The 24,491-nt window shown below is 50.7% G+C and carries 33 protein-coding genes and 1 pseudogene; 2 read left to right on the forward strand and 32 right to left on the reverse strand.

The genetic code is table 11. From position 1 onward, the window contains the following. Positions 1-200 precede the first annotated feature (200 nt). The 26 genes from CWM58_RS24930 to CWM58_RS25055 all read right to left on the reverse strand — a co-directional run bounded on the left by CWM58_RS24930 (position 201) and on the right by CWM58_RS25055 (position 19,050). Complete coding sequence (locus CWM58_RS24930) at positions 201-1,430, reverse strand: GIY-YIG nuclease family protein (protein ID WP_100682031.1); 1,230 nt, start codon at positions 1,428-1,430, stop codon at positions 201-203. Positions 1,431-1,518: 88 nt separating this feature from the next. Continuing rightward, positions 1,519-1,851 (reverse strand): hypothetical protein, encoded by a 333-nt coding sequence (locus CWM58_RS24935; RefSeq protein ID WP_100682032.1) that lies wholly within the window; start codon positions 1,849-1,851, stop codon positions 1,519-1,521. Continuing rightward, positions 1,851-2,915 carry a hypothetical protein gene (locus tag CWM58_RS24940; RefSeq protein WP_100682033.1) on the reverse strand — a complete coding sequence of 355 codons (1,065 nt, stop codon included), beginning with the start codon at positions 2,913-2,915 and terminating at the stop codon, positions 1,851-1,853. Before CWM58_RS24940 ends, CWM58_RS24935 begins: the two co-directional genes overlap by 1 nt. 2 nt (positions 2,916-2,917) lie before the next feature. Further along, a complete protein-coding gene (locus tag CWM58_RS24945) occupies positions 2,918-3,220 on the reverse strand; it encodes a phage baseplate plug protein (protein WP_374756067.1) in 303 nt (100 codons plus the stop codon). Continuing rightward, the gene (locus CWM58_RS24950; RefSeq protein ID WP_100682035.1) at positions 3,221-3,796 is read right to left on the reverse strand and encodes a phage baseplate protein; all 576 of its coding nucleotides are present in this window, start codon (positions 3,794-3,796) and stop codon (positions 3,221-3,223) included. Further along, positions 3,796-5,718, reverse strand: a complete 1,923-nt coding sequence (locus CWM58_RS24955) for a hypothetical protein (RefSeq protein WP_100682036.1) — start codon at positions 5,716-5,718, stop codon at positions 3,796-3,798. Before CWM58_RS24955 ends, CWM58_RS24950 begins: the two co-directional genes overlap by 1 nt. After that, complete coding sequence (locus tag CWM58_RS24960; protein WP_100682037.1) at positions 5,708-5,860, reverse strand: DUF6889 family protein; 153 nt, start codon at positions 5,858-5,860, stop codon at positions 5,708-5,710. Before CWM58_RS24960 ends, CWM58_RS24955 begins: the two co-directional genes overlap by 11 nt. Positions 5,861-5,901: 41 nt before the next feature. After that, the gene (locus tag CWM58_RS24965) at positions 5,902-6,351 is read right to left on the reverse strand and encodes a phage tail assembly chaperone (RefSeq protein WP_100682038.1); all 450 of its coding nucleotides are present in this window, start codon (positions 6,349-6,351) and stop codon (positions 5,902-5,904) included. A gap of 3 nt (positions 6,352-6,354) precedes the next feature. After that, positions 6,355-6,795 carry a DUF3277 family protein gene (locus CWM58_RS24970; protein WP_100682039.1) on the reverse strand — a complete coding sequence of 147 codons (441 nt, stop codon included), beginning with the start codon at positions 6,793-6,795 and terminating at the stop codon, positions 6,355-6,357. Positions 6,796-6,805: 10 nt separating this feature from the next. Then, on the reverse strand, positions 6,806-7,957 hold the full coding sequence (locus tag CWM58_RS24975; RefSeq protein ID WP_100682040.1) for a DUF3383 family protein: 1,152 nt from the start codon (positions 7,955-7,957) through the stop codon (positions 6,806-6,808). Between the two features lies 1 nt (position 7,958). Beyond that, a complete protein-coding gene (locus CWM58_RS24980) occupies positions 7,959-8,510 on the reverse strand; it encodes an LIC_12616 family protein (RefSeq protein ID WP_100682041.1) in 552 nt (183 codons plus the stop codon). After that, positions 8,503-8,907 carry a head-tail adaptor gene (locus CWM58_RS24985; RefSeq protein WP_100682042.1) on the reverse strand — a complete coding sequence of 135 codons (405 nt, stop codon included), beginning with the start codon at positions 8,905-8,907 and terminating at the stop codon, positions 8,503-8,505. Before CWM58_RS24985 ends, CWM58_RS24980 begins: the two co-directional genes overlap by 8 nt. After that, positions 8,907-9,413, reverse strand: coding sequence for a hypothetical protein (locus CWM58_RS24990; RefSeq protein WP_100682043.1), 507 nt, complete (start codon positions 9,411-9,413; stop codon positions 8,907-8,909). The genes CWM58_RS24985 and CWM58_RS24990 overlap by 1 nt, the downstream gene beginning before the upstream one ends. After that, positions 9,410-9,829, reverse strand: a complete 420-nt coding sequence (locus CWM58_RS24995) for a DUF4054 domain-containing protein (RefSeq protein ID WP_100682044.1) — start codon at positions 9,827-9,829, stop codon at positions 9,410-9,412. The genes CWM58_RS24990 and CWM58_RS24995 overlap by 4 nt, the downstream gene beginning before the upstream one ends. Beyond that, positions 9,798-10,079 carry an STY1053 family phage-associated protein gene (locus CWM58_RS25000; protein ID WP_048265720.1) on the reverse strand — a complete coding sequence of 94 codons (282 nt, stop codon included), beginning with the start codon at positions 10,077-10,079 and terminating at the stop codon, positions 9,798-9,800. The genes CWM58_RS24995 and CWM58_RS25000 overlap by 32 nt, the downstream gene beginning before the upstream one ends. A 39-nt stretch (positions 10,080-10,118) precedes the next feature. Next, positions 10,119-11,060 (reverse strand): DUF2184 domain-containing protein, encoded by a 942-nt coding sequence (locus CWM58_RS25005; protein WP_100682045.1) that lies wholly within the window; start codon positions 11,058-11,060, stop codon positions 10,119-10,121. 11 nt (positions 11,061-11,071) lie between these two features. Next, on the reverse strand, positions 11,072-11,566 hold the full coding sequence (locus tag CWM58_RS25010) for a hypothetical protein (protein ID WP_000528476.1): 495 nt from the start codon (positions 11,564-11,566) through the stop codon (positions 11,072-11,074). A 3-nt stretch (positions 11,567-11,569) separates the two neighbouring features. Beyond that, positions 11,570-12,769: a DUF2213 domain-containing protein gene (locus tag CWM58_RS25015; protein WP_100682046.1), complete on the reverse strand. Its 1,200-nt coding sequence runs from the start codon at positions 12,767-12,769 to the stop codon at positions 11,570-11,572. A gap of 55 nt (positions 12,770-12,824) precedes the next feature. Further along, positions 12,825-13,247 carry a hypothetical protein gene (locus tag CWM58_RS25020; RefSeq protein ID WP_072023566.1) on the reverse strand — a complete coding sequence of 141 codons (423 nt, stop codon included), beginning with the start codon at positions 13,245-13,247 and terminating at the stop codon, positions 12,825-12,827. Positions 13,248-13,285: 38 nt separating this feature from the next. After that, positions 13,286-13,834: a phage minor head protein gene (locus CWM58_RS25025; protein WP_100682047.1), complete on the reverse strand. Its 549-nt coding sequence runs from the start codon at positions 13,832-13,834 to the stop codon at positions 13,286-13,288. 55 nt (positions 13,835-13,889) lie between these two features. Continuing rightward, positions 13,890-15,341 carry a DUF1073 domain-containing protein gene (locus CWM58_RS25030; RefSeq protein ID WP_100682048.1) on the reverse strand — a complete coding sequence of 484 codons (1,452 nt, stop codon included), beginning with the start codon at positions 15,339-15,341 and terminating at the stop codon, positions 13,890-13,892. A 237-nt stretch (positions 15,342-15,578) separates the two neighbouring features. Beyond that, positions 15,579-16,979, reverse strand: coding sequence for a PBSX family phage terminase large subunit (locus tag CWM58_RS25035; RefSeq protein ID WP_100682049.1), 1,401 nt, complete (start codon positions 16,977-16,979; stop codon positions 15,579-15,581). After that, complete coding sequence (locus CWM58_RS28910; protein ID WP_165785850.1) at positions 16,930-17,418, reverse strand: hypothetical protein; 489 nt, start codon at positions 17,416-17,418, stop codon at positions 16,930-16,932. The genes CWM58_RS25035 and CWM58_RS28910 overlap by 50 nt, the downstream gene beginning before the upstream one ends. 345 nt (positions 17,419-17,763) lie before the next feature. Continuing rightward, on the reverse strand, positions 17,764-18,231 hold the full coding sequence (locus CWM58_RS25045; RefSeq protein WP_100682051.1) for a lysis protein: 468 nt from the start codon (positions 18,229-18,231) through the stop codon (positions 17,764-17,766). Further along, positions 18,228-18,752 carry a lysozyme gene (locus tag CWM58_RS25050; protein WP_129689327.1) on the reverse strand — a complete coding sequence of 175 codons (525 nt, stop codon included), beginning with the start codon at positions 18,750-18,752 and terminating at the stop codon, positions 18,228-18,230. The genes CWM58_RS25045 and CWM58_RS25050 overlap by 4 nt, the downstream gene beginning before the upstream one ends. After that, entirely contained in the window at positions 18,736-19,050 is a 315-nt protein-coding gene (locus CWM58_RS25055; RefSeq protein WP_100682053.1) for a hypothetical protein, read from the reverse strand. The genes CWM58_RS25050 and CWM58_RS25055 overlap by 17 nt, the downstream gene beginning before the upstream one ends. Positions 19,051-19,236: 186 nt before the next feature. Here CWM58_RS25055 and CWM58_RS25060 point away from each other — a divergent pair, with 186 nt between their 5' ends. Further along, complete coding sequence (locus tag CWM58_RS25060; protein WP_100682054.1) at positions 19,237-20,295, forward strand: hypothetical protein; 1,059 nt, start codon at positions 19,237-19,239, stop codon at positions 20,293-20,295. Positions 20,296-20,569: 274 nt separating this feature from the next. Here CWM58_RS25060 and CWM58_RS25065 read toward each other — a convergent pair whose 3' ends face one another. The 4 genes and pseudogenes from CWM58_RS25065 to CWM58_RS28915 all read right to left on the reverse strand — a co-directional run bounded on the left by CWM58_RS25065 (position 20,570) and on the right by CWM58_RS28915 (position 22,335). Further along, on the reverse strand, positions 20,570-21,169 hold the full coding sequence (locus tag CWM58_RS25065; RefSeq protein ID WP_100682055.1) for a hypothetical protein: 600 nt from the start codon (positions 21,167-21,169) through the stop codon (positions 20,570-20,572). An 11-nt stretch (positions 21,170-21,180) separates the two neighbouring features. After that, a pseudogene (locus CWM58_RS25070) lies at positions 21,181-21,720 on the reverse strand (phage N-6-adenine-methyltransferase); the annotation flags it as partial. Next, positions 21,717-22,022: a Ref family recombination enhancement nuclease gene (locus CWM58_RS25075; RefSeq protein WP_100682057.1), complete on the reverse strand. Its 306-nt coding sequence runs from the start codon at positions 22,020-22,022 to the stop codon at positions 21,717-21,719. The gene CWM58_RS25075 and the pseudogene CWM58_RS25070, both read right to left, overlap by 4 nt. A 145-nt stretch (positions 22,023-22,167) precedes the next feature. Then, positions 22,168-22,335 carry a hypothetical protein gene (locus CWM58_RS28915; RefSeq protein ID WP_162921945.1) on the reverse strand — a complete coding sequence of 56 codons (168 nt, stop codon included), beginning with the start codon at positions 22,333-22,335 and terminating at the stop codon, positions 22,168-22,170. Positions 22,336-23,162: 827 nt separating this feature from the next. On the opposite strand from CWM58_RS28915, the gene CWM58_RS25080 reads away from it, so the two are divergent. After that, on the forward strand, positions 23,163-23,501 hold the full coding sequence (locus CWM58_RS25080; protein WP_048964771.1) for a hypothetical protein: 339 nt from the start codon (positions 23,163-23,165) through the stop codon (positions 23,499-23,501). A gap of 203 nt (positions 23,502-23,704) precedes the next feature. Here the strand turns inward: CWM58_RS25080 and CWM58_RS25085 are convergent, their stop codons facing one another. Beyond that, positions 23,705-24,025: an energy transducer TonB gene (locus tag CWM58_RS25085; RefSeq protein WP_100682058.1), complete on the reverse strand. Its 321-nt coding sequence runs from the start codon at positions 24,023-24,025 to the stop codon at positions 23,705-23,707. A 122-nt stretch (positions 24,026-24,147) separates the two neighbouring features. Beyond that, positions 24,148-24,417, reverse strand: a complete 270-nt coding sequence (locus CWM58_RS29590; RefSeq protein WP_048334534.1) for a hypothetical protein — start codon at positions 24,415-24,417, stop codon at positions 24,148-24,150. Positions 24,418-24,491: the final 74 nt, after the last annotated feature.

Consider the following 24,491-nt stretch of genomic DNA (forward strand, 5'->3'; position numbering starts at 1 on the left):
GCTTCGGCTTCGCGGAGAATACTGATGATCTGTTCGTCGGAAAAACGCTTCTTCATGGGGATGTCCTCATGTGGCTTATGAAGACATTACTAACATCGGGGTGTACTAATCAACGGGGAGCAGGTCAGATACGGCCATTTGCTTTACTCCGGGCATTAAAAAACCCGCCGAAGCGGGTCTGTTTTATGTATTAGTAAAATCTAAGACGCAACTAATAGTTCTTTATTATTTTGGGCTTCTTCTGCTATCTCAAGAGAGCGGTAGTATTGCAATGCAGCGGGATCTGCAATGTATTCAACTTTACCGTGATGCTCCTCAACGCACTGAATTATTTTGTTTAAGTCCGTTTTAAAGAACTCTTTGCGAAGGTTAACCTTATTCATTCGCTCACTGCTTAGTTTGTTATGCAACGCATACTCAAGGGCTGGCGCATCGTCACAGCTAATCATTGCGTGCACATCGAATTCGAATGGCACGCTTGCTCCGCTTAGCTCACTTACTCGGTCGAGTGGCTCAAGGCGGCGCGTCATGCCTATTTTGAATACATTTTCACCAAATGAACCGATATTTGAAATGATATAAACATGGCCCTGTTTAGTCATCTGAGCCATTGATTTCGCTCGCTCATACTGCTTGTGAACGTCCTCAATCTCTTGCTCCAACTGACGGCGGGTTTCTTCTAGTTCCTGGCGGTGTTCTTCATCAGCAGCCAATAGCGCTTCTTCTACTGCTTTGCGCCGTGCTTCAAGCTCTTGCTCTTTGGCTTCAGCTTCTTGTTGCTGCCTTTCCAACTCTTCAGCACGCTGCCTTTCCTCTCGCATTTGACGTTTAATTTCATTCTGGGCGTCACGCTCATCCTGTGCAGCCTGCAGTTCCAGGACCTTATCCCTAAATTCTTTTTCTACCACCTTCCAGTCAGAATGGTCGCGTAGTTGGAAGAAATCATATTTAGCAATTAACGTCTGGTAAATTGCTTTTTCTCTTCTGATATCTTCGAGTTTTTTCTCGAAGTTTCTCAGAGTGACAGAAGCGAGAAGGGTCTTACGTTTGTATCGGTAGGTATCATCAAGAACCTTCTGTATCTCTTCTTGTGCTGAGTGGTGCTGTTCACGGAATATGGTTTCAAAATCAAACGCAAAATCGACAGCCTTACCGAGGATTTCCTTACTTTTTATCCTATTTATCTCGATAATCTGCCTGAGCTCGTTTTTCAGATTGTTATGCTCAACTTCACGAGCAATATCTTTATTCTTATACTTTTCAATTACTTCTTCTTTTTCTTCAATTTCAGCCGCCAGTGATTTTTGATTCCTTAGCTCAAGGTACTCAACAACCTTTTTATGTTTGCTTATCAAATACCTATAAGTTATATAAGCACCTATAGCAGCCCCCACTCCTAAGACTATCAATATTGGATACAGCGCTTCCATTTACAGTTACCCCAGAATTAACAATTAGAATCATCTGGAATATACAGGATCTAACCTTTGGAGCGCCATACCAAGTCGGCCTTATAGCTTAGCCAGGGACCTTTTTGCAGGGGAAGGAACCTATGATCTTCGGTGCATCCATGCTGTTTTGCAGTAGCTGGACGTTGAGGAATGCCTTTCCGTCGCGCTTTACAAACTCAAAGCCATAGTTGTTACCATCACGCGCAGGCATAAGGCCCATGTCCATTTTCATGTTCGCGTAGTCGCCACTCTTACCCAAAAATTTTATTTTCTGAGATGTGACTGTTTCTCCGTTGATAACGGTCATTCCATCACCTGTCATCACATAATTTCCACACTGAATTGCAGCCATTACTGGGGTTGAAATCACCGAGAACAACGCCAAACAGAATATTTTCATTAAAGCCCTCTTTCCCTCGCCGATGAGGAAACAAGATCCATCGCGCCACGCGCTTCACACATCATATCCATGTACCACGCCTGGCCCCTTGTGTCGCCAGTGTACATAATGCCACGCACAATATAAACGCCGTCAGTCGCAATACTGGCAGGCTGTGCGGTCGTTCCTTCAATGGTGATGTTTCCGTTGTTGTTTTGGTCAGTGATACGCCCTTGCGTCATGGAGATATCGTTATTCCCCAACACGGTACGGTACACAGAAGCCTGATTCAGCTCGATCAGGCCATTGACGCGGATGTTAGGGTTAATCAGGCAACGGACGTTAACGCCGCTACCAATGGTCTGCTGAGGCATACCCACAAGCCCGGTGGCGCTGTTCAGCTTAATGGCTTCGTGAACAACCTCATTTCTCGCCACCATTTCCCGTTTGCCGTCGACAAACATCCAGTCAGCCTTGCATTGCTCGGCGACGTTATCCATCAGATGCCGGGTCATGCCAAAAAGCACCCTGCCGCGAGGAAATACCGTTGCGGGCATGGCGGGCGTGTTCCCTTCCGTGGCTCCGTTAGCATTGAAGTCCTTCATCAGTGCTGCATTGACGTCAGAGACTGTATAGCCAGCCGCCAGCGTCTGCGCAGTGATCGAGGTAGCGAATGCCCGGTCAGAATCAGCCGCCTGAATGAGGACAAAGCTATCAACGGGGTTATCTTTCCCGGTGATGGTGTACCGGATTTCCCCATCGAAAATCAGCCCATAATTTCGACCATCCATCTGCCCGACTTCATCGGGGTTTACTGTCCTGGCGACGCCTACCTGGCTGGCGGGAACATCAGCTGCAATGCCATCGTAACCAGCAATAACCCTAATCCGGGAGAATTCCTCACCGACGATCCGGTTTACGGTATCAGCTGAAAGGTTATAGATTTTGAAAGTACCCACTCGCGTTTCGCTGCTGAGATTAAACCAGTCGATAGTAAAAGAGACCTTGAAGCTACCAAAATCAGTGGCGTTACCCTTCGAATCGACTAACTGCAATTCTAAGTGCCGCATCCAGTTCTGAGACATTTTTACTCCGTTACCGCATAAAGATGGCTATTAATCCCCAGATCGGCCTCAGTGGGATTTTCGCTGGACTGGTTGTCGCAGCCAACATAAAGCGAAAAGCCAAGCCCGAGATAGCGATATTGCGCTAGCAGGTCGGCGCCGGTGATAAGCGGGATCCCTTTTATCAGGTCTGCACCGCTGCTATCCATAATATCCAGACACCAGAAAGCAGCACGCCAGGTCACAGCCATTTGCAGACTTTGACCTGCCACAGATATGGAGAATCGCTGGTTTTCAGGGGAAAGAGGGATTTCACTGATTGGCATTTACCCTCCCGCTACAAAGCCGCTTAACCGGCTAAGAATGGATTCATTTTTTTGCACTGGCGTTTTCACCCCGGAGTTTTGCACCGCTGAGGTATTCGCCCCTAACTTCATATTGGACTTTGGGGCTACCTGTGTAGTGGTTGTGCTTGTGATAATCACTTCCCGGAGCGTCAGCACGGCAGAGAGAATATTTTCCGACGTCCTGTCGGTAGTAACCTCAAGCGCACGGATCAGCATATTGGTGTACATCCGCTTACCGGTCACCACATCTAAAGGCACCCTGCTGTTCTGCAGATCTAACAGCTCCTGATAAGTCTCCTTCGGGCCAATCCCCACGCTCAGCCCAAGAGAAGACGTATCTACGAAGTCAAGCAAGGAACCGCCACCAGCGAAACCGACCTGCATAACCACTTCCGAGGGACGTCGAAATGCATGGTCGGAAATTGCTGCGCCAACCTCTACGGGGTGCTCGGTGATTTCAAGCGAGTCATTATGTTTTTCTGAAATAACGACACTGGGGACTATCAGCCCGATCCGCCTGCTCTGCTGCTGAAACAGCGTTGAAAGGATATCCATTAGCCTGCCCCGCTCTGGTTAGTACGTAACACCCTTGCATTCGCGTCAAGCTGACGCTGGCCGACTTCCAGTCCGATCTCCTGGGCGTTCGAGCCCTGAATGTGGTATGTGTTGTTTTGCAGGATCTGTGCACCAGCAGCCTGATACGCCATCGGGCTGCTCCAGTTTGAATAGCCCTCCTTGCGGGCCATAGACTGCATTAGCGCCCCCATCGTATTCGGGTCGGACAGATTCAACGCTGCTGTAGGAGATACTCTCATCCACCCGGCGACCTGTCTGGCGTACTGCTGCGGGTCGTTATTGTCGCCCGCGGGCGCCCAGGTGCTGACGATATCCATGATCGTCTGCAGACGACGCCCGGTCGTTTTCCCTGTGAAGTACCGCATGAGCTGGTTTTTCATGGCCTCCCAGCCTTCCAGCGCAGAACCAAACGCACGAAAGCCACCACCGCCTACGGGCCGAATGTTCCCTGGATTGTTGTTGCGATCGGCAAGCGTGTTCTGCTCATGCTGATACCAGCCGCCATCACTGTAGCGGGATTTAACCTCCTCCCAAAATCCCAGAACTTTACCTCGCGCATTGACTGCGCTACTGGTTACGCCAGGAAGGGCATCTGGCTGATCACTACCTTGCTTGAGAAGAGCGCGGCCAATGCTTGCCGCATCCGACCAGCGACCGTCCTTGATAGCGTTAAGCAGGTCGCCGATCATGCTCAGCATCTTGCTAAACTCACCCATCTGGGTAATGAAGTTGCTGAAATCCCATTTCAAAGACCAGGATTTAGGATCGATATTGAGCAGCTTTGCCAGCGCTTTTCCGAGATCGAGGACAGTCTGTTTCAGGTCACCGACCATCTTCAGTGCTGCGTCTACTTCAGGCTTCCATTTCCCCCACTCAATGAGGCTTTTACCGCCCTCCTTCCAGGTCTGGTAATCCTCCCATAGCAAAACGATGGCAGCGGCAAGACCGAGAACCCACGTAATCGGCGATGCGAGCATAGCGCGGTTGAGCATCCACCAGGCAGCGGTAAGCGCCCCAATCAGTTCGATCAGCTCCTGCGACTGCTTATCAAGAGAGTCCCACCAGTCGCTGATACTCTGACCCAACTGGATGAGGCGGTAAATTACCCTGCCTACCATCTCGCCAGCCCAGAGAATGCCTTTCACGGTAGCGGTTATTGCGCCTTCAATTTTGGGGAAGTTGTCCAGTATCTGGCGACACAGCCTGTCAAGAGAACCAGCAAGGCCATCAGCGAGGCTGGAGCCTATTTTATCCCGCGCCATGCCTGCCATCAGCCCGAAGGAGCGCAGCGAGGTCATGAACTTATTAGAGCTGACGGCGGCCACATCGGCGTTATAGCCGATAGCCTTCGCCATCGCGGTGTATTCGTCACTAAATTGGCCGATACCGCGACGCATTGCCATCAGGGTGTTTTCATCCAGACCAAGCATTTGAGCGTACTGGTTAGCACGGTAATACGGCATGCTGCTAAGACGCTGGCCGACGCCAGTAAATATCGTCGCCATATCCCGCATGTTGCCGCTGGCATCACGCGTTTGAACCCCCAGCCGGTTCAGGAAACCCTCAGCGCCGGGATTGTTACGCATGAACCTGGCAAGATTTTCGAGAGAGCCGCGGGCCCCGTCGACACTTCCGCCAACCTGGCTTACCGCATACCCAATCTGCTTAATGCCCTCCACCGTCGCGCCTGTGCGCTGAGAGGCCCAATAAAGGTCGTCGAGGCCACTGGCAATTTTGGCGGTGAATGCCACGACGGAAAGCGCCGCCGCTTCAACTTTGACGCCCAGCTCAATCGCTTTAAGCGTTGTCCCGGCAACGACGGCATCGAATTTTCTGGCGCCAGCCTCATCAACTTTGAAACCGAGCGAGATCAGAAAGTCCTTGAGCGTTTCAGCATTCATTAGTCTCTCTCCATTTCGCTATACGGTTTTCGTTATCGGCTTTCAGGTCAAGCCAGTCATTCATACGGGCAATATCGGCCAGGTCTACCGATCCATCTTTCAGGGCGGTATAAGGGATGTACCCGGCGTCAACCGGGCGCATCAGAAAATCCTCACCTTCTGGCAAGGATTCCAGGGCTGGACCTATGGCTGGGTAGGCGTCCCGCTGCCGGGGATTTCTTTCAAAAAATTTCCCAGGCTGTCGGCGACCACCCGCGCCACTAGCTGCAGCATCGTGAACAGGTCGATATCGTCGAACATCAGGGCACCCTGATCGAAAATCTTCACCCACCCTTTTTCATGCTGGCGCATAACAACGCCCAGGCACGGATGAATCACCGCGTTAACGTCCTCTTCCGGCAGTGCCGCCAGCGTATCGGCAATCTTCGGCAAAACGATATCCAGAGCGTCGAACGCCCTTTTCTCACCGAAAACAAGCTTTCCCTCGCCGTCTCTTACCATCATGGATTTCAGCGAGCCAAAGTCTGAAACCAGACCAGCCAGCACCGGAAGCAGCTTGCGGCTCACCTTCAACTGCTGGAAAACATCCAGCTTAGCGGTGCGGTAATTAACGCCTTTGATTTCAAATTCCATCGGTTAAAACTCCCCAAGCAGCTGATCAATCTTGCCGCAATCAAATACCCATGCGACTGTTCCGGCGACTTTCGGGTTATTCCAGTCAGGCTGTTTCTGGAAAGCACAAGAACGAGCTGTACAGGTGTCGCCTGATGCTTTGTTGCGAATGACAATGACGTTATTGCCCCACGTTGCCGAAGACAGGCTCTGTGCGTTGTACATCAGCGAGAGCTTTTTGTTGACCGGGGAGGTTTTCAGCAAGGTTACCGTGATAGTGCCGCTCTTTCCGGCGTGCAGGCTGTGCATCACTTCGCCATCGGCGCCGATGGTCATGGTGTTTTTGGCCTCTGTCATTGTGACAGTAATGCCCTCTTCGGCGTTCGCTGAGCCGTAGCCAAGTTCAACTAACCCGGTAGGCCCTGCGAGAGAGGCCGAAACATCAAGAAACGAATACGTAGACATCTATGGCTCCTTAGCGCACGACCGTGATTGCGACGGTACCGTAATGAACGGCTCCGGCCAGTTTCCCGGCAACCTGAATTGGCACACCTTTTCGCGCTTCGCGATCGACCTGAAGCTGGTCATCAACGTTTTCTGCCCAGGTGTAATAGCCTTTAGTCAGCATGTCGCCGGTATTGAGCTGACCAAGTGGGCCACCAGTCCATTTACCCGGCGCAAAGAGACCGTTCTGCACAGCCTTATCGAGCACCAGCTCAATGTTAGCGATACGGGTTGTGGTCCCGGCGTCGGTCTGGGGAATTTTGGTTGTGCTGGTATAGAGCGTGTTGTAGTCAGCGGTCTGCACGGCGTTCTGCAACCAGTCGAGGCCATGGCGCTCGTCGAAGAAATCGCCGTTTGCCATAACGCCTTGCTCAAGAATCGCTGTATCGTTTTCGTAGTACACGTAAACGTTGCAGTTCTTCGCTTCCAGGTTGTTCGCCTGCGAGGTACCCAGGGTTTCGTAGGTGACGCCCGGCTGTTGTTTAAACTTGAGGGTGATCGTCGTGTTGCTTCCAGTGAAGTCCACAGTAAACGCACGCGCAAACGAGGACAGCGCAGCATAGCGGCTGCTGGTCGAGTACTGGATAAAGGTACGGCTGTATTTCGCTGCTTTCAGCTTGGAAGCCAGATCCGTCGTAGTGGCCGATTCAAGAATCGTTGAATCAGCCGAGGTAACGCCAAAGATGCGCGATACGCTCGCGGCTTCGATAGCCGCCGCCACACTGATAATATCGGTATCAGAAGGATAATCAGCAACCGGCACAGCAAGGTGAAGGCCGTACCATGAATTCCAGTCCAACAAGGCGTTAACGGCCTGCAGGAGGCTTTCTGCGCTGCCTGTTTCACCAGTAGCCAGTGTTTTCGCCCAGCGTCCGACATACACCAGAGTCGGTTGCGGTTGCTGGGAGAACCAGATAACAGCTGCTGCATATTCCTGGCTGTCTACACCAAAGTCATCGCCGATATCATTAGCGCTGGAGTAAAGTCGCAGGCGCTCAGAAATCGGAATAACAGTTGAGTCGCCCAGGATGAGCATTGAGCCAAAATTGCGCCCCTGCGCGGCCCGAGCAGAAAGCGTCACCGTCACGTTAGCGATACGGTTAAGGGGAAGCCCTTTTTCCATGTTAGTCTCCGGTAACTATCGTGACGTTAGGGTCAACGACAGATTTAACGTTGTAGGTACGGGTGTTTTTGCGGGAAAGGGTCACGGCAAGGTCATACCGGCGCACCCACTGGTTGTTGATCAATTCGGGGAGGTTTCGTATATCATCAGCGCTCACCAGCGACAAACCTGAGATTCGTCGCAATGTATCTGCGTTTTGATCTACAAACATTCCGTCGCGAAACCGCGTGGCCATCCCGGAACCGCCGGGGCCATAGAAACAGAAAAGCACCTGAATGCTTTCCCATGACCATTGTTCGCTCTGCTCTTCGCTTACCTGGACATTCGCAGGTGTTCCTGGACGTGAGAGCGTGGAGAAGTTAAAGCCGCACCATGTCTCGCCGTTCGGCGGTATTTTGGACTGGGGATCGGTAAACCGGGGCAATACCAGGTGAACCGCAATCCCCGTCACGCCCCTTACCCATCGGCTTAGTTGCTTTTCCAGCTCCTGATCGTAATCAGGGGCATCCCCGACGGGGGTTAGATATCCAGGTTCTGTGCTGTCGTTACTCAACGGGAATTCCTCCGTTAAACTCCAGCAGCTCGCAATGTGCCTGCACGAACCCGGCACCGTATCGGGTGTACGGATCGACAAAGGTCACTCGGTACAGTCTGCCGCTGTATAAAACGATATCAGCGTCGAGTTCTGGCGTTGAATCACTGGCAGGCATCCCCTGCGTTAGCCTGAACTGGGTAACGATGAGGATGGCGCCATTGATGTTTTGCCCGGCGGCCATTCGCTTAGCCTCAAGCGAGCGATCGACTGTTACGACACCAGAGAACGGAATAGCCTGCGCGGTATTGGTCGGGAAATTATCTTCATCCACTGTCTGCACCTGTCGATAGCACACCAGCGAAAGGTCGACAAAGTCCGGATCAAGCAGAACATCAGTCACATCGAGAAACGGCATTATTTTTTCCTCACGACATACTGAATCGCTCTGAAAAGGAATCCGCGGGCACGCAACGGCTTATCGCCAGGGATGGGCGGTTTCATTGATCTGCGCTTCTTGATGGTCTTTTCAGATAGCGGGGTCAGTCGATCGCCTGCCTCAATGACAGCCTTTGAGGCATCACGCGCAATCTGTCCTGCGGCTTCAAGATGCATCGCCGCCACATCCGCTTTACCTTCAAGCGCAGACTGAGCGGCCAGCTTTAAACGCTCGGTCGTTTTATCCCGCGAATCCTCAATACCCATGTCCAGAAATGGCCTTGGCGGCAGAGTGACGGTCTCGCCGTCTATCTCTACGGTTGCCCCGGTGGACTGGAGATACCCCAGCTCAGCGTTGCTCAGCGGCGCATCATCGCGCGGAGGGCCTGCCGGGATACCAACCAGCACATCAGTACCTGACAACTGCTTCAGCGCATCCAGAACGCTGCTGTAATTGTCTTCCCGAATCGTGAGCCCGCTTTTCATTCCGGCGTCCCCAACTGCACCGCTCCTGCACCGAACAACATCAGGTATTCCCAGAACTCCGATCCATAACGGGAGTTGTTCCAGAAACCGGCGTTAGGGTCCAGTGTCGCGCTGGCATCATAGCTGGCTGAAACCTTATCCACTGATTTCGCCGTCTGTATGCCGCTATTGACGCCACCAGCAGTACCCACGGCCACACCACGCATATCTGCGGCGTAAAGGTACATGTAGTGCGCAACATACAGCCCGACGATGTAGGGGAAGATATCCACGCCAAAGCGCGATTCACTCAGCAGGGCATCAGCAAAATTCAGTCGAGCCTGGATCATTGGCGTGGGGTACTTTGTTTCATCAGCGAATTGGGGGAAGATTGCCCTGAACTGCTCAGGCGTCGGCAGACTTTGATTTCTTGCCATTATCGGTAGTCTCCGGCAATTGCGCTTCGAGTTCAGCAATACGCGCATCTTTCTCGGCGATTTTTGCTTCCAGCTCAGCAATTCGCGGGTCTTCTGCGACCGCTGGCGCTTCGCCATCAGGCGAGCAGTGCGCTTTTACGAACCAGTGATCAGCAACCGTGTCATCGACGTCGTGGAAGCCAACCGGGAAATGCTTTTGCTCTTTGCCGTCGTTGAAGTTAAACGGGGAGAGTACGTAAATCTTTTTCATTGCAAGTCCTCATGAGCGGCCCTTTCGGGCCGCCGCAGGTTAGATGCCGTCGACGTAGGCCAGAGTTTCCGGATAAACCGGCTCTACTGCACCCAGCTTGCCGTAATAGGTTACGAGCTGATACAAGCCGCGATACTGGATCGGCACGCTCATCAGCGGAACCATCGGGAAGCGAACGTATTTCTTGTCGTTGGTGTAGAACATCATGCGATCAGAGTTCGACACGCCACGACCTTTCGCCCATTTCACCGGACGGATGTTCAGAGGACGCCCGTTCTGGTGGTATGCGATGGTGTTGGTTTCCAGATAGGTCAGCAGAGACTGGTTACCTGCGCTGGATACGATGGTGCTTGCCAGCAGAGAGAACTGCTCCGGCGGGATCAGCAGGTCCGTCGGAACCATGGAGTAAGCCGAGTTGGCCCACGCTGCACTCAACCCTGCATTAATGCTCGCTCGGATTTCGTCAGCGGTGGAGGTCGCCCAGGTCTTCGCGGCGTTGGTCGGCGTCACCTGCGTCAGGTTCAGCAGGCCTTTTACCGCCAGACCGGAATCGCCGATATAAACCTGCTCGTCCGTGTCCATGTTCCATTTCAGCTGCATGCCGTCGTACTTCTGCGTGTCGATCGGGCGACCAACCTGCGCAGCTGCCTGCAATTCGGGAACGGTCCAGCCCAGCTCCATACCCCACAGGGTAAGCGGGAAGCCAGTTTTTGCGATGTCGACGTTAAGTCCAGCCATCGCGGTCGCGGCTTTGCTAAGCCAGTTTTTGCCGTTGGCATTCGGCGTACCGGCAGCAGCAAAAGTGGTGTTAGTGAACGAGCTGATCTCATCAGCAATAGACACGTCTTCACGCAACTGGATATCGCGCGACCAGGTGTAATTCACCAGCGGCAGATTCAGTGTCTGATCGAGACGCTCCAGCTCATGGATAAGAAAGGCACCAGTGCCGTCGACTGTCGCCTGGTCAAATGTCATTGGCATTTGCGATTTCCTTAAATATTGAAGGCCAGTTCAATGTTGCCGCTGGTGTCGCCAGGGCCATTAAAGTAAGCATTGGTGATCTGGACGGTATTCGAGCCATCAGCGGCGGCAAGGAACGCGCCGAGAGGGCTTGAGGCGGATGGTGTGGCCACTCGCATATATACCGGGCCATGCAGCGCGACGCTGGATGCATCCGCGCCGATGTTTACCGTGACGTAGCCACGTACCAGGCAATCGCCGGTGAAGTTTTTACCGCTACCTACCTGCTGGACCTTATCCGGCTGGCTGGCGGTCGGATACGGACGAACGTAAATGCCCACCAGCACCGACGCTGTATCGCTCGCAGCGATTGGCACAAATTTCCCGGAGGAAATTTTACCGCCAAGGCCGTAAGCGGGGAAAAGGTTGGAGGAGTCCAGCAGTTGAGGTTCAACCGTCAGATCCTGCGGACGAGAAATTGCCCCGGCGATGCCCGCAGGCATCCGGTAAAGAAATGTATTACCCATTGGTTAGCCTCGTTTAGACCAGAATTCCTGCGCGGCCTGATTCATACCGGCAATGGTTTTAACAGTGGTGGCAGTCTGCGTTTGCAGGCTGTCGACGGTTTTGGTATTGCGGTTTTTCGCCAGCTCAGAAACAGCCGTGAAAGCCATATCCACCGTGGCTTTTTTCAGCTTGCTGATATCGGCATCACCGACAATAGAGCGCACCAGAGATTGATCTGCCGAGGCGAGCACCTGACGTTTGAATGCTGTCGGCTTCGCCTTTTCTGGCAACTGGATGCCTGGCTGAATCAGATCGGCACGATAAGCGGCATCGCCGGTTACTTTGCCCTCTTCTTCCTTTTTCTCCTCTTCGTCTTCGGCATCGCCGGTACCAGGAGCAGTTGCCGCAGGCGTAAGTTTGGCTACCGCCTCAATCAGTGCCTTCCCCCATTCCGGGATATCTTCGGCATCGCCGGTACCAGGCAATGCCGGACCGGGAAGCGGATTTTGCGGCGCAAGGTTAATGACCACTCCGCCGGGTGTCATAGCGGTCGATACATCGTTATCGCCAGTTACATCTTCAGGCGGGTTATCAATGAGACTTGCCATTTCGGCAGCGTCCCCGGTTTTACGGGCCTTCAGGAGCCGGGTAAACCAGTTTTTAGTAGTGCTTGGCATAGAATCCCCTATTGCACAACGGAAACCGGCCCGCCCGTTAGGGACAAGGGCCAGATGGTTAGCGGTAATCGCAGATTGCTTTGCGAGACCAGGTGAAATCTGTTCGTAATCAGCGTCGTACCCGCAACTGACCTCGTCATCACCATCATCAATGGCCTGCAGGGCTTCCGGGGTTTTGACGATGACATCAGCCAGCAGCAGATCGGTTTTATCGTCCGTGCCGCGCCGTACGTTCTGGATGTGACCATGAGCAAGCTGGCGCCAGTTATCAGGGGTAACAAAGATGATCTGCCCGTCAAAATCTCGCGGATGCCCGATAGTGACTGCCATTCCTTCGAATGACGCCATGGCTCGCTCGCTAAATACCTCTTCTGGCGTCCGGCGTACGATGACCTTCCCTCTATCATTTGGGACAAGCTCAGGCCGCTCTGTGGCGTCGTACTCCTGCTCACCAGTCCTTGCGATCGGGACGTCCTTAAACAGTACCGACCCATCAGCAAGTTGAAAGCGGGTATTACCCAGGCGGGTTTTAAAGAAATATTTCATGGGTTACCTGCTGAATGGCGGGCAAAGAAAAGGCCGCTGAATAGCGGCCTCGTTGTTAGTTACTATTTAATCTTTCTCGTAATATCTTGGCTTTCTCAAGCTTTACTTTTGCCGATTCGAGAGTATCTCTTGCTTGTTGCACCCTCCTGGCATCCTTGTTTGGATTATTTCCACGCCCTCCCCAGTCCGGACTAGATATCCTTTCCCAAGCTTGTTGTGCGGATAATAAATAGCGTTCAGCACCTTCCACATCAGAGGCATTTCTTAACCACTCTAAATAGAACTTGGTAGCTTCTTCACAATTTTTTAAGAAATTCTCAATATCAGATTTTCTTGTTTTCCCCGTTGGCAGCGAGAATGGGCACCATTCAGATTGCTCTAGGGGTCTAAAATACCAATAATATACCCATTGCCCGTTGATATAATCGCGTTCATGGGTGAATTCTAACCCGTTAAGCTTATGTATGTTTTGCTTCATTTGCTATCCCTATCGAGTTGTTACTAATGCATTATGCATTATTTTCTAAACTCAGGGATCTGCACTTCTGGCCAGCAATCGCAGTTCGGCAGGCATCCGGCGTGGCCGGTCATACCGTCAAGCGTTGGCGGGTTATCCCAGCGCACAAATTTATCTTTCATTCCTCGGTGCGATGGCCTGGTACCAGCCCCCTTGATGCGCCACCAGTACCCCTCAGAACCAACGGACAGGGCCCGAGCCTGAGTTAATGCGGTAGTGGCGCGGCCTATCTCAGTGCGGGCTATCATCCGCGCCCTGCTGGCCGCCACGTCACCGGATTGCATGATCATCTCGTAAAGCTGATCGGGGCGCTCACCATGGATGACAGCCTGTATCGCACGCTCCTGAATTTCTCTGACACGTCCGGCCGCCTCTAATGGCAGAGACTTCATGTAGCGAATCTGCCGGTAAACGATATCTTGCGCTACCAGGCCGACAGGAGTGTTATCAAGCACGTCACGCAGACCAGCGGAAATTTCTTCCGAAACAGAGCGCCACTGATTCCACTCTTCACGCTCTACCTGGGCAAACATCTTTCGACCGACCATTTCGGCCCAGTCGTCGATCACCCCGGAGTAGTCAACAAGCGATTTAGCAATGCTCTCAGCGCTTGCCTGTGAACCATCGTAGGAACCCGTGACGATTTGATTTATCTGGTCGACTATCGCCAGTAGGCTTTTCTGATACTGGACCTCCGATCGGCGGCGGAGGGCTGGTTTCAGATTCAGTCTCCTGCCACTGTTTCGCCGCATTCTGGATATCCTCATCGCTAATTGAAGCACCGATGCCGGTAACGTCAGACAGCTCGCGCAAATCGGTCAGCGCAGCAGCCGGGGACATGCCCAAATCACGAACCGCGGTTGCCAGAGCGGTAGTTGTGTTGGTCGCCACCGTAGAGCGATCGGTGTCGCTCATCTGCCACAGGGGGTTAAACTCAAAGGTGAAATCTTGCGGCAACGGGTCGCCAAACTCTGAGCGATGCAGTACATCGAATAACAGGCGGATGTGAGGCCGTAAATCTCGCTCCTGAAGCGTTCCCACGTCGTCGTAGTAGTTCGCGAGGTCAGCGTCACCGGTTGAAAAACCCTTCGGTGACTGGCGGAACAGACGGACAAGAGGAATGCCAACAGCACCCGCGATATCCTCTTTAAACTCACCCAGCAGGTCAGACAGCCCTGCGAAAGAATAGGAATGTGTTTCAAATTCGTCCTCCGAATCAAACAGGGACATACCCTCGTTCGTCTGGTACTGGCGGACCATTTCCATATTCTTGATAAGCGCTTCAAACGCCTTGCCGCCCGTGGCGATAATCTCACGCAGCTTTTTAATCTTTGCCGTTCGCAAATGCGCCTTGTAGGCAAGCTGGGCGGCGCCGACGCTGGTGCTATCGTAGGAAGTCAGGCGATCGAAGATGCGCTCAACAATGGACATCCCCCAATCGTTTTCGGTGATTTTCTGCTGGTACGGCAGTTTCACACCATCCATACGGATCAGGCGGCTGTGGTGAACAGTCCACGCAGGAAGCCCCTGCGCCGTTGTCACGATGTCATAGAATTCAGGCTTGCCGAGGTTAGGGCCAAGCGCCTTAATGCGCCTGGTGAGCTGCGGGTTAATCATCCAGCGGTCAAGTACAGCCAGACCTTTAAAACTGCCCTTACCTACCTTATCCAGCACCAGCGGCGTCAGCGGTGCCTGACCTTCAATCAGAATCAGTGCCACCGCCCCGCCATACAGCCGGGACCATTTCAGCGTCTCGTTGATGCAATCCCAAAGCTGAAGATCATCGAACCGTGATTCCAGAACGCCACGACGCTTCGGGTCTATCTCACTGGTGATCCGCACGCCCTTTTTGGTCATATCGTCCGCTTTCGAATCGACTGCGGCGCCAATAATCCAGGAGGAACGATAAGCCCACTCGATGAGCAGACGGTTGCGGCTGGTATAGTTCGCCCTGTAGGTCGATGCGGCATGCTGGTTAGGCTGCTGCATACCGACACGGGCAACAAAGTTATCGTACGAATCCGCCGTGGCGACTCGTCCTGTTTTCTTCGCCATGGTGACTATTCTCCGGCTATTTCGATACTCGTGGCGGATAGGATAATTTGTTAAAAAACGACCCGATTTAACATAATGACTGTTACCCGCACCAGCCGGATCCCTCCCGTGATGAAATGTCCGCCAAAGGATTATTTATCGGGGTTAAGTGGCTAAAAGCGCGTGAATAAAACATGCATAAACAGGGTCGAAAATTGAATAGCGTGGATTTTGCGTGAAACGGTTATTTCCAGGTATTTAGCTGTTTCCCAGCGCTTCCCAGATATCCATTGCCGTATCAGTAGGAGCGAACGCCATGATAAAAGCGTCGGCCACGTTCGGCGATGGCACATCACGCTTGGCAAGGTCTTTTTTGCTTTCCACCATCACACGCCCGTTTTTGTCAAAATCGCGGTGTGGGGTGGTAAGTTCCAGCTTGAGCTTTTCCAGCAGCGGGCAGGATGAGTCGATGCTTATCAGCTCATCTACCGGGTACTGCTCACCGTTCTTAACCGCGTTGAAGGTATTACGGAAGCGATCAGCTACCAGCCACCAGGCTTGCGCTTTGAGGTTGGCGAAAAAATCCTTGTTCGGGATGCCAATGTATTCGTAGTCCGGCTCATTCACACCAGCGCCTGCATTGAATCGCTGATAGTTGATGCGAGATGCGTTCATGTTTTCGCGCTTACGATCCTCATTAATTTCTGAGAATTTAGCGCCAGCTGATGCCCCAACGCCGATTGAGTCGTAGACGATATCAGCATCGCGCTCCAGTGCTGCCTGATACGTACGCTGGCAGCTCTTCAGCAATTCGTCTTCTTTCGCCTTCCACTCATCCGCCCAATAAACGACGGATCCGTGGCGATAGACGTTAGCGCACTTATCGGCGCCGCTATCGGCGACGTCGAAGCCAATACGCTTGCGCCCGCTTGGCTCGAAATTAAGGACTTTGTGGGCATCAACGGCCGCCTCAATCCATGACAGCTTGATAATGGCCGCATCATCATCCGACTCTGGCACGCCTTCGTAGACGTGCTTAAACCCATCCGGATCCCGGCGCTTAGCGGCTTCGATAACCTTCAGCATGGTGTCGGACAAAAAGGGGTTTTCATCGTAGTTGATTTTGCGTATCAGCGTATCTTCTGGCGGGTCGACCACAAAGTTACGCCACACGAAATCAGTCACCAGCCCGGGGTTAAAGATAAACCAGCACTCTGAGCCCTCTTTACGGATGGTAGGCTCCAGTATCTTCCACTGGTATTCCGTCAGCGCGTGGGCCTCTTCAAGCCACAGAACGCTGATACCTTCTAGAGACTTAATCTCTTCAATGTTTCGCCAGAGCCCATAAAACACGAATTCAGACCCGGTCACCCGGTTAATGATTTTGTTGTTCAGAATGCGGAAACGATGCCGCAGGCCAAAGCGGTCAATCTGAATTTTGAGCAGGGTATACACCGACTCTTCAATTTTGTTCTGGATCTGACGTGCACAACAAAAGCGCAGGCTGTATTTATTCGACAAAAATATGGCGATGCCAGCGGCATCCCATGATTTTGACGATGACCGGCCACCATAAAGCACTTTGTTACGCTTCTGCGTCGTCCAGAAGCTACGCAGAACCGGATTCAGCGTCGGTTTGGATGTCAGAGTAGAAGTCATTGAGGTCACGCTCTCCGTTGCCATCATTAATACCTGCATCACGGCGAAGACGATCAGCCTCCAGCGACACCTTATCAGTAGCAGCCTTGCGATAGTCTGTATCAGCAAATATTTTGCCTACCGTCGCAAGCGTGCCGACGATGGACTCAATACGAACGGTATTGCGCATCATCGCCTTCTCGGCGGCGCTGATATTTTCTATCAGCACCTTTCTTTCCTGGTCCCCTTCAGTATCTTCCAGCTTGGTCAACCACCGGCCAATATTCTCTGCAGCGACAAGGTTGTTAGCCCGAAGGCGAAATAATTCGTCTTCGAGTGTCAACGCTTTCGCGTCTTCAATGACCTCATCTTTAAGCAGAAGGCGGCGGGCGTAACCACCATGCTTTAACGCCTGCTGGTTGCCAGGTTGAAATGGGTTAGTCGGCGGATCGGTACGCACCCCGCGTATCGGTTTCGTATCTGGTGGAGGCTCGACTTTTGGTTGCGTACTTTTTTGCGTACGGCCAGCGCTGGCGGGCTTTTCGCTGGTACGCGCCTTATTCTTTTGCGTACCGCTTTGCGTACCACTTTTGCATACCTGCGTACCGGCCTTGCGTACCCAATCAAACTTCTTCGCTCTCTTCCTGATAGCACCTTCAGTAACGCCGTATTTATCGCCTATATCACGGAGACTAAGGACTCCGGCCCGGTATGCCGATTCGATGGCCTCCCAGTCCGGTGTTGCCATAATTTTGTCCTCGCCTTGACATTATCGAGCCACCTCTTGAAGTGGCTCTGTAATGCCTTACTTCAGGCACTGCGTGGTGATGTACTCTTGCAGCGCCCTCAGGGCTGTTTGGTCGCTGATGATTCCGGACCGGATACCGAGAACGTTTCGTCCAGCAACTGCAGAGAGTTCGACGGTGGCATCATCGCCCATGCTGGCGGCGCCGGGGGCTTGGGTTGCGGCTGACACTGGACACTTGCCTTTGACGAGCACCCGACCACCATTATCAAGCTTGCGCTGCAGAGCATCATTTTTAGCTTTTTCATCGGCTAATTCCTTCGTGTATTTGGCATCGAGCGCTGCGACGTCTCGCTGGCGGGTCTGCATGTCCGCGATGGTGTCGTTCGCCAGGCTGAGTTGCTCAGTCACTTTGTCCCGCTGCCTTTTGAACTCGGTGGCGTTGTCGTGGTAGTGACTGACCAGCCAGCCGAGGCTAACTACCAGGCAAATCACGATGGCGCTGATAATGGCGGTTAATCGGCTCATTTCACACCGTCCAGGCAGAGCTGTTTTTCTGCAGCGCGACGAGTCACCAGTCCGGGAAGGACTTTCCCACCACCGTACACCCAGCGAGGGAACTGGTTACATGCCTGCGTTACCTGCCCTTTTCCCAGTAGCGCAAATAGCGTCGATTTCTGCATATTGGCGCAGCCCGCATTAAAGGTGATCGACGTTACCGCCGAAAACGTGTTGTCACTGAGTCGTCGGCCATTGCCGTAGGTGTTCACGCAACGCTCGGCCTCAAGAATGTTTCTCTCCCAGTCAGCGGCGATCTGCTTGTCAGTTTTGCGTACACCGGGCTTAACTCCGTGCGTGTTTCCGATGCCATCGGAGAGCACAGCCGCCGGGCAGATATACGGATCACGCCGACAACCTTCAGCATTGCCAATCAATTCAAGGCCCCGTTCGTTGGTACGCACGTGACCGGCATTCAGCACTATTGCGATAATCGCTGCCACAGAACAAACCGCGCCGGTGGCACCAGCTCTTTTAGTCAGTTGCGCCATCGTCATTTATCCTGTTCATTGCCTGAGTTATCACCTCTGCTGATGAGGGGCGTTCACCTATTGGTTTTTTCTGGATGCCGTGAAGGTACTCATCAAGCAACTGTGTCCTTTTTCGGTCCTCTTTCTGTGCGTTCCTGGCATCAATTCTTCCAGACACATAAGAGGCGATCGAAACCATTACGCCGATAAGCCCAAACAGGATGTATGCGAGATCCTGAGTTGTTATTCCAAGTACTGCGGAAATAGACGCTAACCACGCAAAGAACTGCGTGATGATGGTTCCTTGCTGGTCATTCATTATTTCAACTTCCATCTATCTATACGTTACAAGTAAGGTCACAATGAAATAATTAGTCAGATCATGCTTACAATGGTTAATTTAAAAAATGAGAGGTTTTCCTCAAAACATATAGACGCCAACACTTTATTTTATCTTATTTATTCCTATAATGATCTCATTCCAATTTAAAAAGGAAGATCCAAAATGAGCGAGCCTTCAAAACTCCTTGAACTATTACCTTCGATACATGCAGGAATTCTGTCAATACTTAGTGCGACAGTAATTGCATGGTATGTCTATGCCCTTCCAAAAATATCATCAAAAAAGGAGAAATTAACATCTTTAATCAGAGATTCCTTATCGGAAATCAGCCCCTACAATAATATCGGAGGCTATATGATTAAAAGAGATAAAAACGGTGAAATTCATGGGAGCATTTTATTTGATATTTTCAACGAACTTAAAACAATGTCCGGAAGATTAATCGCCAATCCAAACGCAAGCAAAGATGAGCTAGAGAGGCATTTATCTTTAATTACGCAAATAATGAACGACATTATGACCTGCAAACCATTTTATGGAAACATTGATTATATTGATGGAGCACCTCATGAAAGTAAAATTCAACCACCCTCACACTCAGAATTTTTAAACGGAAGTTTAAATATCAATAGGCTTTTAAGATTTCTTCAATCTGAACTTGAAAACATCAAAGTCATACAAGATAGATATACTCAAAAGATGATTGATGCGGCACGCATAGAAGTCGCTCCTTTCGTCCAGGAACTAGAAAAAAAGGCAAATGAAAATGCAAAAAAAAAGAAAGAAGATGGCGTTACCGAAGAAGAAATTAATAATTTCCTAGGATGCGAATATTATTATATTCATGATCGTAAAAACGCTCAAATGGAAAAAAAAGCCAGGGAGATAATTGATTACATTGGTATCATAAGTGAGTATTACTCAAGAATCAAATATTTTTCCGAAAACAAAATGATAAATTTACTACAATCAGCAGACGAATATGAGATAGAGAAGGATAAATACAGCATCCCCCGTTCTTTCAATCAAGTAATTTACTTAATAATGTATATATTTGCATTAGGAGTGTGCTTGCCAATATTTTTCTTAGGGCCATGCTCAGATTTAATCCCATGGGAAAATATATTAGTTTCATTCCTAACTTATATTATTTTTATAGCTTCAGTTTTCCCATATTTTTTAGTGTTATGCATGGCGCTTGATTCAATTAGAAAACTTTAAATACAAAATAACCTGCGAACGCTAAAGCTTGTTGGTTTAATTTTTATGCAATACGACGATGTGACAGGGGTACTGATGCAATGCATCTCGCGAATACCCCTGTCGTATCGCCGGAAAGCAAAAACCCCGCAAGGGCGGGGCTTTCGTCATGTTCAAATTGTCGCTTCTCATCACTGCCATCGCGGCGCAGCTCTGCCAAGCATGAATGAATTATCTAAACTTCTGGGTGAAAGTCAATGTTAATTTCAATAAATAGCACAAAAAGCCAAAACGACTAACTTCTCAGGTTTTTGCGGGCGGCTAAAAACGCCTTCCCCTGAAATATCTTGAGGCACCATTTCACGCGCTCTCTCGACTGGTCCTCCGTCAGCCAGGGCGCCAGCTTCTGAAGCTCTCTGGTTATGTCCGATATTTTTTTTCTGGTTGTGTAGTAATTCATTCCGACGATGTAAATCGGGTCGGTAACCTCAAAAGCATCCAGTACGCACTTCTCAATAAAGTCGGCGTCATCGTTACTTATGGCGGTATCTATCACGCTGCTCTCATTCTTAGGCCAGAGAATTACCTGTGCACGCTTCAGAGCATTGGGCCCACGAAAGCCCTCTGCCCTTGCCTGCTCAATTGCCGCGGTAAAGCGCTCTAACGCTTTATCTGACCATCTTTCCCCCTTAACTGACCACCAGCAAGAGTGTGCTGTGGGCTTACGCGGGTATACTTCCCCTCTCTGGCTCTCTCCCCATACAGTAAGAAGTGACTTAATCCAGGCTGACTGGATACCGGTCAATAACTCAGGGCGCCCAAGGTAACGTTTGTGCGTGGCGATCGCGACCTCTGACATAGCGGTGTTTTGTCTGCGGCGTTGTAGTGGTGTCATGCAATATCTCCCTTACCAGCAGCAAACTGCGCCAGTGACATAAATGCGCGGCCCTTAGCTTCAAGCACCGCTCGATTGATGTAACTAAACCGCTCGGGCAGATCGAAACCAATTCGCCCACGAATAAAGCAGACGTGATCCGCATCTTCCGGCCACCATGTTTCGCTTGTGGCTGACTTCACCAGAAAGACATAGCGACTGCCCTTCTCTCGTTGCGCAGCTGCATAATTCATGATGTGCGTCATGCCAGTGATGGCTTGTTTTTCGTGGTACTGAGAGCGGCTGTAAGGTGGGTTGCCGTAGGCTGCGCCGCCGAGTTCAGCCAGACGCCCCGACCAGTCCTGCGTCAGCGCGTTATCTTCTGCGGTAAACCAGACAGGGCATTTTGCATTGCTGTCGTCTGCGAACAGGTCCAGCATCAGCGGGCCAAACATCGCGTTAATACCCCAGAACAGCAGATCCGGAGTCCGCCACTGGTCGCCGACTTCTTTTAAATAGTGATGGGGTGCTGAACGCAGCGCCGTAAGGGCTTCACAGTAAAAATTCATCATGCGCAGGCCTCCCCTAACTCCTGGAGTACCTGACTCAGTAACTCAGCCTCAGTACCGAACTTTTCTTCCCATGACTTACGGCCAGCATGAATAGCAACGCTGTAGCCACCAGTACGGTGATGGGCATGGCATAGCGGAATGACATGGAAGTTATCAGCGCGGACAGACAAGCCGGTACCAGAGCTGCAGTGATGGATTTCAGCAGGCGATTCGCCGTAATTGAGGTTCCGGCATACGATGCAGCCCAATGCAGCTACGCGGCTCAGATGGAGCTTTTCAGCCTTGGTTTTGGATTTGCTCATATCGCACCGCCCTGGTACGACAGACAAGCGAAAACACCGCGCACAAAGGCACGGCGTTGAATGGAATTACTGCGTTTTTGCGTCATCACTTTTCTCCGGTGATGGCGCGATAGGTTCGGTGTTCAGCCGAAGTGATTAGTATAAATCAGCTTTTCTTCTTCCGGAAGAAGCTTTTGCATTGCTTGTGAGATTCCTCGGTATTTATGATTTCCCCATCCTCTAATGGGGTAAGAACAAAAATCCCCCCTGGCAGACTATCAACGACATAACGGCCCAGAATGCGAATTGCTTCAATAATCTCTTTCTCACTCATTAGTTAGCACCTTGTGATTATTCCATAAATATTGGTTTTTGCTTTTCCTGTACAGGGATGGCTAAAAATGAACTCGCGACGTTCTGGAATACAATGACATATTTAAATCGCCCATCAAGCCCCTATTTTCACGGGAGGAGGTGAATGAAAACAAAAATACAAAAATTAATAAATTCAATATTTTAAATGAAGGCAATAAATATAAAAAAGTCATTCACATTTTTTCTCTGGCGCAACCCCCCATTTCACTCAGATAAAAGAATTTAGCCAATTTCAGGATTTAATTAATTGCATGAAAAATGGAGTAGCAGAAAACACTACCGCGACAAAGAATGCATATTTTGCGTTGTGCGCAATCCCCTGTTTCACCCAACTAAAGGTCCTCATCTAACTTCAGAGTTTAACGATTACAACTCGGAGTTATGCAGCATAAAAAACCATAAGAGTTGATGATGCATATTTTGTATAGTGTGCAACCCCCTATCTGCCAGAGCAGAATGGGTAATATTCATCGGTAGGCATCTGTAACACAAGCGCTGTAGTAGTTTAGTTAGTCTGATTACTACCTGGTTTTCGACTCAACCATTTTGATGTTTGACAGAGAAAATGCATGCGGGAACCGTATGCCCAAAGATAAAAAAGCACTCTCCGGGGATAAAAGCTAAATGAGCATTGTCGACTCCCCTCCTGGAATTGGGCATTGGTTAGCCTGTGACTTTATGATTTTCTGTGTTCTTCACTGAAGCTTGACGTGCATCAACCCCGATACTCGGATGAGAGTTATGTTGTAAAAATCATTTATTCGTCAATCAGTAAGGAGTAATGAAATGCAAGTTCAAGAGACTCACTGTATTGAAAGCGGTCTGGTTTTTAACGTTGGCGCCGTATCTTACCGGCGCAGAATAATGGTTCCGTTACTGCTAGCCCTTGCCCCAGGAGGTAAGTCAAAGGCCAAACATGAGCTTTTCTTCAATGGAAACTCAGTTGCTAAAGCATACGCAGAAGGAACAGTTATACCGAATGGAGTGAGCTTAGGCTGGTCAGAAACTAAAGGGTGGGAGGGGTACATCGAAGCTAACCAAACAGCAACCATTGAGGCGCGAATGAGCTCCTCAGAGGGTGGCTCCACTCCATCAAGCACGACAATTTATATTGGTGCGGCGTAACTCTTTTCGCGGGGATGACCTCCCCGCCTTATATTATTTTTTGAATTATCGCACCCGTGAACTGACGTGCTCGCTGCGCGGCTTTGCATTCTGCGAGGGTTACCGTTAAGCAGCCTCACGTGCCTGACACATCTCTGCTCACCAGAGCCTCAGCATGCCGCGGAGTTACCCACATGGTAGATATTTGACGACAAACGCCCTTTTTAAGGTTTTACCAGACTAAATTTTATTGTATCCCGATATACCCCTGGATGACCTGGCACAAACTTACACTTTTTAATAGCAACCTCAGTTTCCCTGAAGAAAACCTCATCGCCCGTTATGTCTACTGAGTACACATCGCCTTTATCATTAACCCACGCCGCATAATCGACACTCCCTTCAATTCTCAATGCCTGAGCCTTGACTGGCATCACTTGCGCAGGACAGCTTATGCGAACAGGTACTATTTCTTCTTTTTTTTCAATAGCAAGCGCCACGTTGGATACAAGGACAGCACAAACCAGAAGCAATGTTTTTTTCATAAACGATACCAATTGTTGTTTTCCTTGCGTCCAAAGTTCACTAATGCGCATTTTACATGTAAAGCCGCAGGGAGAGGCTCCACTTCGACACAAGCCCCCTCTGGTGTGGAGGTGATTATATATCACTGCGGCGGTTTTTCTGTGACCTTGTTGTGAATCTCCCAGAGGCTGATTCCGCAGCTCGCACAGAAGTTAGCAAGGTAGTCCAGCCCAGACCACTCGCGTATTCCTCCGCGAGCAGCCTCCACAAACACAGCTATATCCTTCCCCCGCCATAACCCAAACAATCGCCAGCCGCCGCCATCGGGACTTTTTACGGCGGCTATGCGAGTCAGTACGCCGGTCTGATACAGCTCAGTGAATGCCGGTTTCTTTCGCGTTATCATTCGCATAAATACAAACCTGTGATTTGTTGATAACAAATATCTTGTTTGCGTTTTATTGTTTTATCCCTTGCTCTGTGTTT

It is taken from the genome of Klebsiella sp. H-Nf2, from assembly GCF_002806645.1.
GTDB lineage: Bacteria > Pseudomonadota > Gammaproteobacteria > Enterobacterales > Enterobacteriaceae > Klebsiella > Klebsiella variicola.

Excerpts from the sequence above, each read along its gene's own strand:
- CWM58_RS24930 (WP_100682031.1), bottom strand. The coding sequence starts at position 1,430 with ATGGAAGCGCTGTATCCAATATTGATAGTCTTAGGAGTGGGGGCTGCT.
- CWM58_RS24935 (WP_100682032.1), bottom strand. The coding sequence starts at position 1,851 with ATGAAAATATTCTGTTTGGCGTTGTTCTCGGTGATTTCAACCCCAGTA.
- CWM58_RS24940 (WP_100682033.1), bottom strand. The coding sequence starts at position 2,915 with ATGTCTCAGAACTGGATGCGGCACTTAGAATTGCAGTTAGTCGATTCG.
- CWM58_RS24945 (WP_374756067.1), bottom strand. The coding sequence starts at position 3,220 with ATGCCAATCAGTGAAATCCCTCTTTCCCCTGAAAACCAGCGATTCTCC.
- CWM58_RS24950 (WP_100682035.1), bottom strand. The coding sequence starts at position 3,796 with ATGGATATCCTTTCAACGCTGTTTCAGCAGCAGAGCAGGCGGATCGGG.
- CWM58_RS24955 (WP_100682036.1), bottom strand. The coding sequence starts at position 5,718 with ATGAATGCTGAAACGCTCAAGGACTTTCTGATCTCGCTCGGTTTCAAA.
- CWM58_RS24960 (WP_100682037.1), bottom strand. The coding sequence starts at position 5,860 with ATGCGCCCGGTTGACGCCGGGTACATCCCTTATACCGCCCTGAAAGAT.
- CWM58_RS24965 (WP_100682038.1), bottom strand. The coding sequence starts at position 6,351 with ATGGAATTTGAAATCAAAGGCGTTAATTACCGCACCGCTAAGCTGGAT.
- CWM58_RS24970 (WP_100682039.1), bottom strand. The coding sequence starts at position 6,795 with ATGTCTACGTATTCGTTTCTTGATGTTTCGGCCTCTCTCGCAGGGCCT.
- CWM58_RS24975 (WP_100682040.1), bottom strand. The coding sequence starts at position 7,957 with ATGGAAAAAGGGCTTCCCCTTAACCGTATCGCTAACGTGACGGTGACG.
- CWM58_RS24985 (WP_100682042.1), bottom strand. The coding sequence starts at position 8,907 with ATGCCGTTTCTCGATGTGACTGATGTTCTGCTTGATCCGGACTTTGTC.
- CWM58_RS24990 (WP_100682043.1), bottom strand. The coding sequence starts at position 9,413 with ATGAAAAGCGGGCTCACGATTCGGGAAGACAATTACAGCAGCGTTCTG.
- CWM58_RS24995 (WP_100682044.1), bottom strand. The coding sequence starts at position 9,829 with ATGGCAAGAAATCAAAGTCTGCCGACGCCTGAGCAGTTCAGGGCAATC.
- CWM58_RS25000 (WP_048265720.1), bottom strand. The coding sequence starts at position 10,079 with ATGAAAAAGATTTACGTACTCTCCCCGTTTAACTTCAACGACGGCAAA.
- CWM58_RS25005 (WP_100682045.1), bottom strand. The coding sequence starts at position 11,060 with ATGCCAATGACATTTGACCAGGCGACAGTCGACGGCACTGGTGCCTTT.
- CWM58_RS25010 (WP_000528476.1), bottom strand. The coding sequence starts at position 11,566 with ATGGGTAATACATTTCTTTACCGGATGCCTGCGGGCATCGCCGGGGCA.
- CWM58_RS25015 (WP_100682046.1), bottom strand. The coding sequence starts at position 12,769 with ATGAAATATTTCTTTAAAACCCGCCTGGGTAATACCCGCTTTCAACTT.
- CWM58_RS25020 (WP_072023566.1), bottom strand. The coding sequence starts at position 13,247 with ATGAAGCAAAACATACATAAGCTTAACGGGTTAGAATTCACCCATGAA.
- CWM58_RS25025 (WP_100682047.1), bottom strand. The coding sequence starts at position 13,834 with ATGGTCGGTCGAAAGATGTTTGCCCAGGTAGAGCGTGAAGAGTGGAAT.
- CWM58_RS25030 (WP_100682048.1), bottom strand. The coding sequence starts at position 15,341 with ATGGCGAAGAAAACAGGACGAGTCGCCACGGCGGATTCGTACGATAAC.
- CWM58_RS25035 (WP_100682049.1), bottom strand. The coding sequence starts at position 16,979 with ATGACTTCTACTCTGACATCCAAACCGACGCTGAATCCGGTTCTGCGT.
- CWM58_RS25045 (WP_100682051.1), bottom strand. The coding sequence starts at position 18,231 with ATGAGCCGATTAACCGCCATTATCAGCGCCATCGTGATTTGCCTGGTA.
- CWM58_RS25050 (WP_129689327.1), bottom strand. The coding sequence starts at position 18,752 with ATGGCGCAACTGACTAAAAGAGCTGGTGCCACCGGCGCGGTTTGTTCT.
- CWM58_RS25055 (WP_100682053.1), bottom strand. The coding sequence starts at position 19,050 with ATGAATGACCAGCAAGGAACCATCATCACGCAGTTCTTTGCGTGGTTA.
- CWM58_RS25060 (WP_100682054.1), top strand. The coding sequence starts at position 19,237 with ATGAGCGAGCCTTCAAAACTCCTTGAACTATTACCTTCGATACATGCA.
- CWM58_RS25065 (WP_100682055.1), bottom strand. The coding sequence starts at position 21,169 with ATGACACCACTACAACGCCGCAGACAAAACACCGCTATGTCAGAGGTC.
- CWM58_RS25075 (WP_100682057.1), bottom strand. The coding sequence starts at position 22,022 with ATGAGCAAATCCAAAACCAAGGCTGAAAAGCTCCATCTGAGCCGCGTA.
- CWM58_RS28915 (WP_162921945.1), bottom strand. The coding sequence starts at position 22,335 with ATGAGTGAGAAAGAGATTATTGAAGCAATTCGCATTCTGGGCCGTTAT.
- CWM58_RS25080 (WP_048964771.1), top strand. The coding sequence starts at position 23,163 with ATGCAAGTTCAAGAGACTCACTGTATTGAAAGCGGTCTGGTTTTTAAC.
- CWM58_RS25085 (WP_100682058.1), bottom strand. The coding sequence starts at position 24,025 with ATGAAAAAAACATTGCTTCTGGTTTGTGCTGTCCTTGTATCCAACGTG.
- CWM58_RS29590 (WP_048334534.1), bottom strand. The coding sequence starts at position 24,417 with ATGCGAATGATAACGCGAAAGAAACCGGCATTCACTGAGCTGTATCAG.